This is a genomic window from Blastococcus jejuensis (assembly GCF_039534705.1).
Lineage (GTDB): Bacteria > Actinomycetota > Actinomycetes > Mycobacteriales > Geodermatophilaceae > Blastococcus_B > Blastococcus_B jejuensis.
In genome coordinates this window covers 1-1,271 of sequence record NZ_BAAAVV010000029.1, presented here as the reverse complement: position 1 = coordinate 1,271, position 1,271 = coordinate 1, and the positions used below count along the sequence as shown (strand labels likewise).

Here is a 1,271-nt window from a genome sequence, read left to right as displayed (position 1 = left end):
TGGGCTTGCCCGGGTTCGGCGGACGGCTAGGCGGCGAGCTTGGCATAGCTGATGGGGCTGCGATAGCCGAGGGCCGAGTGGAGCCGATGGTTGTTGTAGTCCCAGATGTAGTCGAACAGTCGGGAGCGAGCCTCGGCTTTGGTCTTGATTGGCCCGTTGGGGTAGATGTCCTCATTCTTGAACGAGGCGAACCAGGACTCCATGGCGGCGTTGTCCAGGGCGCTTTTGCGTTCTCCTATGGAGACCAGCAGGCCGTGCTTGGCGGCGACGTCATGCCAATCATGCGCGGTGAATTGATAGCCACGGTCGGAATGGATGATGCAGCCGGCGGTGGGTCGGCGCATGCGAACGGCGTCGACGAGTGCCCGGATGGGCGTTTTAGGTGTTTCGTGGCCGTCGGTCGCCCAGCTGATCACCTCGCGGGTGTGCGCATCGAGCACAACCGCGGCCCGCAGGAACCCCTCGCCGGTGCGGATGGCGGTCAGGTCGGTGAACCACAACCGGTCGGCGGCAAGGGCGGAGAACTGTCGCTTGACGCGGTCACCGACATCCGGCCGTCGCGCTGGTGGCGCCGAGCGCGGCCGGGACTTGATCGGCCCGCGGCGGGCCCGGAGGTCGTGCAGGCGCATCAGCCGGGCCACGTGATGCCGACCGACTGCGATGCCCTTGTCGCGCAGCGTGCGATGGATCCGGGGTGCGCCGTAGTAGGGGAACCGGCCGTGGATCAGCCGGATCTGGGCGAGCAGTTCCGCGTCAATCGCCGCTCGACCGCGCAGCGGCTCGCGTTGCCGCTTGGCCCAGTCGTAGAAGCCAGAGGTCGATACACCCAGCAGTCGGCAGAGCCGGCCGATGGACCGCTTGGGATTCTTCGCCTTCTCCGCCTGGACGTAACGGTAGATATCTACCGCTCCGACCGTCGAGCGAAGAAGGCCAAAGCTTTTCCCAGGATCTCGACTTCTTCCGTCCTCTTCGCCAGCTCTCGCTCCAGTCGGGTTATCCGATCCCGATCGGACTCCTCTGCCGGAGCGGACTCCTCACCGCGTTTGCTCCTCTTCGGCCGTTCGGCGTCCTCGGCCTCGCGCACCCACTTCGCCACGGTCGTCGCCGACAGGCTGAACTCTTCGGCGATGTCGGCGAACGTTCGACCATCGCGCCGGTGCAAGACGACGACTTGGTCGCGGAACTCCTGGGGATAGATCCGACCCACGACGACACCCTCCCGCGGCGATCACGCCGCTGTGAACGATGTCCGCCCGATCGGGGCAAGTCCA

The 1,271-nt window shown here is 65.9% G+C and carries 2 protein-coding genes; both read right to left on the bottom strand.

What is annotated here, in order from left to right:
* Nucleotides 1-26: 26 nt before the first annotated feature.
* Entirely contained in the window at nucleotides 27-899 is an 873-nt protein-coding gene (locus ABD644_RS22645) for an IS3 family transposase (protein ID WP_344691631.1), read from the bottom strand.
* A 2-nt stretch (nucleotides 900-901) separates the two neighbouring features.
* Nucleotides 902-1,207 carry a transposase gene (locus tag ABD644_RS22640; protein ID WP_344691629.1) on the bottom strand — a complete coding sequence of 102 codons (306 nt, stop codon included), beginning with the start codon at nucleotides 1,205-1,207 and terminating at the stop codon, nucleotides 902-904.
* Nucleotides 1,208-1,271: the final 64 nt, after the last annotated feature.